The sequence below is a fragment of the Veillonella sp. genome, assembly GCF_015058545.1.
Classification (GTDB): domain Bacteria; phylum Bacillota; class Negativicutes; order Veillonellales; family Veillonellaceae; genus Veillonella_A.
Map to the genome: position 1 here is coordinate 1 of NZ_SVCB01000075.1, position 7,851 is coordinate 7,851.

Here is a 7,851-nt window from a genome sequence, read left to right on the forward strand (position 1 = left end):
AGATAATTATAAAAAGTATGATTATGATTGGTTTGTAAAGTTTTATAGGAAAGTTGGGACAGTCAGTAATGAAGCTATGCAAGATATTTGGGCAAAGTTATTGGCTGAGGAAATAAGTTGTCCACTTACTTATTCGTATAAGACATTAGAAATTTTAAGTATTTTAACTCCTAAAGACGCAAAAATGTTTGAAAATATTGCCAAATGGCGTATAGATGCTTTAACAGAACAATTTATACCTGGTGATAAAGAGTACTTAGATTTATGTGAAATTGGGTTTAATGATATAAAATTACTTAGTGAATATAATATTATTACTCTTAATCCATTATTATCACTAAATGTTACCGGAAAAGATGAGTATATCAGAGTTTTTTGGAGTTCCAGTAATATGATAGAAATTAGTGTGGAACAATTAAGTTGTTTAGGAAGATTATCATGTTATTTTTTTACGTTTGCAGGAAAAGAACTTTTGAGATTAGTTGCTTTTAGCAAAAATGAAGCACTAGAACGATATGCTAATATTGTTTTATCAAAAGCTAATATTGAATATAGAATTCGCCCTAGAATAACGGTTAAAGTAGAAACACAGATAATTACTAAATGAGTTGTTAGTTTAAAATGTCGTTTAAACTTTTCTAATGTTTTCTGATAAAAACAGCCCATTTAAAACTTAACTTTAAATGGACTGTTGAAAGATAAGAGGTAGATTTCCGTTAATTTCTAAAAATTTGAATCATTCTCTATTCAATGTTTCAATAATCTCCTTCACTTCCCCCGATGTATGAGCTACGTGTTCTGCCCCTAATTTTCTTAGTAATTCCTCATCTCTGAATCCCCAGGTAACAGCGATAGGGAGGAGTCCGGAGTTTTTAGCAGTTTGAAGATCTACTTCGGAGTCGCCTACATAGACGGCTTCTTCCGGTGTGCTGTTAAGCGCTTTTAAGGCTGCGTTCACCATATCCGGTTCCGGTTTACGTTTACAGTCCGGTGTTTCGCCAATGGCTACGTTGAAATATTCTTTGAAATATTCGTCATTCAAGGCAGTTACGCCTTCTTGTACTTTATTAGAAACGACGGCCATTTTATATCCTTCTTTTTTCAGTTGTGCCAGTAATTCATAGAGCCCTTCGTAAGGAGCGGTTTTATCATTGTTGTGTTCCGCATAATACTCTTTCAGTTCAGTGAGCATGGTATCGAGTTGTTCTTGGGACACCTTAAGATCTGTACCGGTGAGAACGCTACGTTCTACCAATTTGCCGAGGCCGTTGCCGACGAAGCTGCGAATTTCCGCTAAGGAACGAGTTGGATAATTATGTTTTTTCAAAATATAATTCATGGAATCCATGAGGTCGTCCAATGTATTTAAAATCGTTCCATCACAATCAAATATAACTGTAGTATAGCGTTTCATCAGTAAATCTCCTTATATTTTGCGTAAAGTCGTTCAAATTTGCACATTTATTTTAGTATAGGTGAAAAAATGTGCATTGTAAACAGAATTTCCTGCATAAATTCATTGAATACATATAGGTATTTAGTATATACTTATAAGAGATATAGGAGGAGTCTTTGATGAGTACGATGGAATTATTGCAGCCCGTAACAAACGTATTTCGCGACAGTATCGATTTACGTGGCAACTGGTTTTTTGCCTTTGATAAATCAAAGGATAAAACCTATGAAACCGGCGTGGCTCGGCAGATGTCGGTACCGGTACCGGCGGCTTTGCAGGACGTATTTGTAAGTCCCGATGAGCGAAGCTACTGCGGTACGATGTGGTATGAACGCAATATTTATATTTCGAAACGATGGCTCGGATTGGATGTATTTTTGCGTTTTGACGGTATTGGCAATCGAGCGGTGGTGTACGTTAACGGTATGGAAGCAGGGCGCCATGAAGGGTCCTTTGTTTCGACGGTTATTAATGTGACACGTCAATTACGCTATGGTGAAGAAAACCGCATTATTGTAAAAGTGAATAATGAATTATCCGCGTATACTTTGCCTGCCGGGCAGGTTGTTTCATCGCCTAAAGGACGCCGCATTAATCAGCCGAATTTTGATTATGACGTGCCGACTGGGATTTATGGCAATGTTACGCTTTATACGGTGCCGACGACCCGTTTGACGGGCATAATGGTGCAGACCGAAGCGTTGTCACAGGAAGAGGCCGTTGTGCAATATATGGCTCACGTCCAGGGGAACTGCTTGGTAACGGCTACTTTGCGTGATAGAGAAGGCCGTATTGTGGCCACCGGTGTGGGTGGTAATGCGAAATTGACTGTTGAAAACCCACATATTTGGACCGTAGGGGATGGCTACTTATATACTTTGGAAGTGGAAGTAAGCCGTCTAGGCAAAAAGCATGATATCTATCATCAACGTATCGGCATTCGCACGGTAGCTGTAGAAGGTGGCAATCTCATGTTAAATGGTGCCATTGTTCGCTTGAAAGGGCTTGAACTGGGGCCTTCTAATTTAACCTTATCTTCAAATCCAATTCAGGCAAAACAGCAATTACAGAAGTTATTGGAGCTTGGCGGCAACTGTATTTTCAGTAGTGGCCGACCAATATCCCCGGACGTGCTTCAGCTCACTGATGAAGCAGGTATTTTGGTTGTCGCTGAAATGCCGGCAGCCGGATTAGTAGCTAAAGATTGGCAACCGGGCGAAGCAAATTTCAATAAAACCGATATTAAATCCAGATTGCTTGATACTCACAAAGACACGATTGACTCCTTAATAACTCGTGATAAAAATCATCCATCCGTAATCAGCTGGTCATTGTTATATAATCCGGTAACGATGATGAAAGAGGATGAATTATACTATTCGGATATTGCGGAAGCGGCACGCCAAAGTGATTGGGAAAAACGTCCGTTGGCCTTGACTATGTCACAGTCGCTCGGTGATATTTGGACCGGAGCTTTAAAAGCGTATTCCTTATTGATTTTGAAAAAATGGACAAAACAGTGGCATGCTGATGTGGAACTTTTGCAGAGCACTATGTACAAAGAATTAGTTGATTGGGAAGCCAAGCAACCGGATAAGGCGCTTGCCGTGGTAATGGGGGCTGAAACTTCAGCAAACTGCTATGGTATGAAAGCAACCTTGGCATCCTATGCAATGTATCGTGATGCATCTGAAAAAGTACAGGAGTTGTTAACGATGTTAAGCTCCATGCCGAATGTACAAGGTCACTTTTTACAAGGTGAGGCTGCTGAATTATCAGAAACGCTTAAACAGAATTGGAAATAATATATTAAAACGCTATAATTTTATAATCTATTAACTAAAAAGTGGAAAGGTAAGTCTGATGAATGACTTATCTTTCCACTTTTGACTATGAAGAAAGGGCCATAACTGAAATGTGAGTTTACAACTCTATTTCGTTACAGCCCCTTTGTTATTTAGATTAATATGTTGTTTTTGAAGCTTATGCTTTTTTAGGTAGTGAATCTTCATTACTAGTTATATTATTAATGCTTTCAAGATGTGTTTCGTGATCTGCCAACGCTTCCAAACTCAAGCTGATAGCGATATAGTACCAGTAGAGCTTCATAATAGCCGAAGCATCAAAGGTATAGTCGATAAGGCCAAAAAGCAAGTAGAAGGTGGTAGCAGCCAAACGCATGTAGGCATATGGATTACCTTTAAAAGTGTCTCGAAGTGCAGTAACCTCGATATAACCGAACAGGATTAAGAATGCTAACAGGCCGATTACGCCTGATTCGGTCGTGACTTGAATAAAGTTATTATGCGTATGTACCATGCGTTGTGTATTTTCCGGTAACTCATAATGTGCTTTATATAATTCAGTGAATTCTCCGGGACCTACACCAAAGAGTGGATAATCATGAATCATCATAGCCGCTGATTCCCAAACAACGAGACGATCCGCATTGGAGCGGTCTGTTGTCATATTGGTAGTCGATATGATTCGATTTTGCATGCTCGGATTGGAGGCAATATAACCGCCGATAATAGCAGCTATAATAAGGCAGGCAATAGGGAAGTATTTATTCTTACGCCAATACTTAAAAGAGAAAAATGGTGTGAAGGCTAACAGTAACCAACTGCCGCGACTTTGACCGCCGAACAAGCCAAGGATATTCGTGAAAATAGAAATAACGGCTAATTTTCGTAACCCCATAGGGAAGACTGTTTCGGCCATCACAATTACTTGTACCGGAATGGTCATAGCTAAGATGGCAGCTAAGTTCAAGGGGTTATTACTAAAGCCCGATGGACGGGGCTCTTTTAAAAGTGTATGTTGGAAAAACGCCAATAAAGAATCAAGGTTTAATGAGATAAATACCGCCCCTAAGAGCCAATACATTTGTTTTTTGCTTTTGGCACAGAACGGAATAATAAAGAGCGGTAAAGCGCGATAGAGCCAAATTTCAAGCAAAGCTTTAAAGGATTTTCCTAAATGTTCACTCACAAATACAGAAGGTACTATGAGGAGAATGGCAATGCCTAAGATTTTGAAATAGGGGAGTGCCTTTTTCACAATATAATTATCTTTTAACGTGTAATTCTTATACTGCTTATAAAGGCTGATTAAAAAGAATAAAATCGCCAAGCCATATAATACATTGCCGGCACCCATGGATATTCGTTGCATGAAAATCGCGGCACCAACAAAGAATATGGCATAGTTTTCAGTAGTAAGATGTTTTAAATAATTCATTATTCTTTACCTCTAAAGAACTTCCCAATTAATGGCATCCGTTCACCGTCATGACGGTTTAAGCCTTTTAGAAGCACCATAACGATGACGTAGATAACGCCGCCCAAAAAGGCACTGATGGCCATGGCAAAGAATTTATGCATGATGCCTTCAAGCGGTGGGTAGAGGAAGAACATAGCGACGCCCATGATAATGGCGCTGACGATGTTTTTCCAAAGCAGGGAAAAGTCCAGGAAATAGCCTGTGTATTTTTTTATCCAAATCAGATTTAAAAGGGCAGCCACACCAATGTCGGCTACGGTCGCATAGGCGGCACCGCTGATGCCGAGCCAAGGAATAGATGTTAAATTCCAGTTCAAAATAACTTTGGAAATGGCCGCAATGCCCATGTTAATAACCGGCAAGGTTGGTTTACCGAGGCCTTGTAAAACCCCGGTCGTTACCTGATGCATGCCGAGGAAGAAAATAGCGATAGCCGTAATCTGGGTCGCTTCAGCGGCACGCGGTGCGTTGTAGATGACGCTCACTACCGGCTCTGCCAAAACGTAGAGCATCAAGGTAAACGGTACAGTGGACATAAAGGTAATACGCATAGCACCGGCGGTGCGGTAGTATACGCCTTTTTTATCGCCCGTTGCATTCGCATTGGAAATGGCCGGAACGATGCTTGTCGCCAAAGCAGCGGTAATAATCGTGGCCAAGTTGATAAGCGGTACGGCCATACCGGTTAAGTAACCGAATAATTCAGTTGCCTGGCTGGTGGTAAAACCGGCGACTTCCAAACGGCGCGGCACGATGAATAAATCGAGGTTTGCTACTAACGGCAACATTAAGCTGGCTAAGGAAATCGGAATAGCCAATTTAATGAGGCGTTTTACGATAGATCCGGACGATTCACCGGGACCTTCCGGTTGTTTATGTGCATCTTCCGGTGATTTCGGTAATTTATAATAGTAGTACATGAGCACCACGAGGGCACCAAACGCACCGATACCGGCCCCCATGCTGGCACCGCCGGCGGCGGCTCCGAGACCGTAAGGAAGGAGCATATACGCAGCTCCAAGCATAACAACTACGCGGAGTAATTGTTCAATAATTTGGCTCACGGCGGTCGGCGTCATCATTTGCCAACCTTGTAAGTAACCGCGGTAACAGGAAATAAGCGTTACGAAGAAGATGGCCGGAGCTAAGGCCAGTAATGCCAGATACGCTCGATCATCTATGATGTAGCCTGATGAAATGAGCCAGTCGGCGCCAAACCACATCAGGATACTGAATAGCAGGCCGGTAGCAAAGAGAAGATAGAATGACAGTTTAAAAACCTTTTGGGCGCCGCGATAATCGAAGCGGGCGAGTTTTTCCGCCGTCAATATTGAAATTGCAATCGGAATCCCGGCACTGGACAGTTGCAATGATAAGAGGTAAATCGGGAACGCCATTTGGTAGATCCCAATCCCTTCACCGCCGAGTACACGGGACAGCAAAATCCAGTTGATGCTGCCGATGGCTTTGACCACAAAGCCGGCAATGGTAAGAATAAGAGTGCCTTGTAAAAATCGGTTAACCATTTACTATACTCCCAACTTGATATTCATATGGTAGTTAATGTTTATAATGTCTATTTGAGGCTGTATTTAAGTTCAGCCTATCAATATTTAATTTTAACATACATTCGAGTAACCTGCATTAGGATTTTGAGAAAGAGGGAAGTATTTTAGACGATTCTGAGTAAAGGTGTAATGGTGAAGGAGCTTTGTTTTTGTAGTATGTTGGTGGTTATTATTAGTCTCTATAGCTATTAAAACTAATAACTTTTTAGTTATTGAAAATTGATAACTTTTGAGTTATTGTATAGATAAGACAGTTGTACAGAAATAGGAGGATAGTTATGAAGAATAAAGCAATCGGTTCGGCTTGGGAAGATGTAGAAAAACAATTATAAACGTCGGTAGAAATTGCGGCCAGTGATTTACGGGCGGCGATTATGTGTGAATTAATTGATGCTCGTAACGAGAAAGGTATTAGTCAGAAAAAATTAGAAGTATTAAGTGGCGTGAGACAACCGGTTATTGCACGGATGGAGACAGGTGAGACAAATCCTAGATTAGATACAGTTTTGAAGGTGTTAGCGGCTTTAGGTAAGACGTTAGTAATAGTGCCATTGAATAATACTAATAAAAAATAAGAACGTTGCATTCGGAAAATACAACGTTCTCGTTAGCTTGTTTTGATATAATTTTATTTACGCATTCAAAGCGTCGCCATTTTTAATATCAACTACTTTTTCTTCCGCTTCAAAGTGATGATCTTTAGTGAACACTTTAAGTGCCACAGCCACGGCCAAGTTCAAAACGAATAACGCGCTGAATACGAAGAGCGGACCACTATAGCTGTTGGTGCTTTCACGAAGGAAGGACACGAGCATAGGACCGGCGATACCGGCGAAGCCCCAAGCGGTTAAGACGCGACCGTGAATGGCGCTGAGTGCTTTGGTGCCAAATAAGTCGCTGAGATAAGCCGGCATGCAGGCAAAACCGCCGCCGTAGCAAGTAATAATGGCGAACACGAGGAACTGGAAGAAGAAGGAGTTGCTCGTATGGCCGAGGGCAAAGAAGGCCAAGATTTCGATGAGGAAGAATAACATGTAAGTGAAAGGTCGGCCGATGTAATCGGAGATAGTGGACCAGCCGATGCGGCCGAGACCGTTTAAGAGACCGATGATACCAACCATGGAAGCCGCTTCCGTAGCGTTCATGCCAACGATTTCCTGCGCCATTGGGGAAGCAACCGCCAATAAGCCGATACCGCAGGTGATGTTGATGAAGAAGATCCACCATAAAGCGCTGAACTGCCAAGTTTTCATGGCTTCGTGAGCATTCATGCCGCGGTTGAAAATAGATTTTTTCGGAGTTTCAGTTTTTGCACCATCTTTAGAATCGGTAGCAGTAGTCGCAGTAGCCGTTGTCGGTGGTTTTAAGTACAACGATGAGAGCGTCATGATGATGATGTACGCCACACCGAGAATTTGGAATGTTTGCACCAAGCTGTAGGCGGCCGTTAAGTATTGCATTAACGGACCGGCGATTAAGGCTGCAAAGCCGAAGCCCATGATGGCAAGGCCGGTGGCAAAACCGCGATTGCGTGGGAAGTATTTA

At 41.7% G+C, this 7,851-nt stretch carries 7 protein-coding genes; 3 read left to right on the forward strand and 4 right to left on the reverse strand.

The features are described 5' to 3' along the window. Window positions 1-607 (forward strand): DUF2806 domain-containing protein (locus E7204_RS05195; RefSeq protein WP_295182405.1); only part of this gene is annotated, 607 nt, incomplete at its 5' end. Between the two features lie 129 nt (window positions 608-736). Here the strand turns inward: E7204_RS05195 and E7204_RS05200 are convergent. Continuing rightward, complete coding sequence (locus E7204_RS05200; RefSeq protein WP_295182407.1) at window positions 737-1,414, reverse strand: HAD family hydrolase; 678 nt, start codon at window positions 1,412-1,414, stop codon at window positions 737-739. Between the two features lie 161 nt (window positions 1,415-1,575). Here E7204_RS05200 and E7204_RS05205 point away from each other — a divergent pair, with 161 nt between their 5' ends. Further along, window positions 1,576-3,261: a glycoside hydrolase family 2 TIM barrel-domain containing protein gene (locus E7204_RS05205; RefSeq protein ID WP_295182410.1), complete on the forward strand. Its 1,686-nt coding sequence runs from the start codon at window positions 1,576-1,578 to the stop codon at window positions 3,259-3,261. Window positions 3,262-3,439: 178 nt separating this feature from the next. Here the strand turns inward: E7204_RS05205 and E7204_RS05210 are convergent, their stop codons facing one another. Continuing rightward, window positions 3,440-4,696 carry an O-antigen ligase family protein gene (locus E7204_RS05210; RefSeq protein ID WP_295182412.1) on the reverse strand — a complete coding sequence of 419 codons (1,257 nt, stop codon included), beginning with the start codon at window positions 4,694-4,696 and terminating at the stop codon, window positions 3,440-3,442. Next, window positions 4,696-6,264, reverse strand: a complete 1,569-nt coding sequence (locus E7204_RS05215) for a polysaccharide biosynthesis protein (RefSeq protein ID WP_295182415.1) — start codon at window positions 6,262-6,264, stop codon at window positions 4,696-4,698. Before E7204_RS05215 ends, E7204_RS05210 begins: the two co-directional genes overlap by 1 nt. 416 nt (window positions 6,265-6,680) lie before the next feature. Between E7204_RS05215 and E7204_RS05220 the strand changes: the two genes are divergently transcribed. Continuing rightward, window positions 6,681-6,881 carry a helix-turn-helix transcriptional regulator gene (locus tag E7204_RS05220; RefSeq protein WP_366483543.1) on the forward strand — a complete coding sequence of 67 codons (201 nt, stop codon included), beginning with the start codon at window positions 6,681-6,683 and terminating at the stop codon, window positions 6,879-6,881. A gap of 57 nt (window positions 6,882-6,938) precedes the next feature. Here the strand turns inward: E7204_RS05220 and E7204_RS05225 are convergent. Further along, the coding region (locus E7204_RS05225; RefSeq protein ID WP_295182419.1) for an MFS transporter at window positions 6,939-7,851 on the reverse strand (913 nt) is incomplete at its 5' end.

Excerpts from the sequence above, each read along its gene's own strand:
- E7204_RS05200 (WP_295182407.1), bottom strand. The coding sequence starts at position 1,414 with ATGAAACGCTATACTACAGTTATATTTGATTGTGATGGAACGATTTTA.
- E7204_RS05205 (WP_295182410.1), top strand. The coding sequence starts at position 1,576 with ATGAGTACGATGGAATTATTGCAGCCCGTAACAAACGTATTTCGCGAC.
- E7204_RS05210 (WP_295182412.1), bottom strand. The coding sequence starts at position 4,696 with ATGAATTATTTAAAACATCTTACTACTGAAAACTATGCCATATTCTTT.
- E7204_RS05215 (WP_295182415.1), bottom strand. The coding sequence starts at position 6,264 with ATGGTTAACCGATTTTTACAAGGCACTCTTATTCTTACCATTGCCGGC.
- E7204_RS05220 (WP_366483543.1), top strand. The coding sequence starts at position 6,681 with ATGTGTGAATTAATTGATGCTCGTAACGAGAAAGGTATTAGTCAGAAA.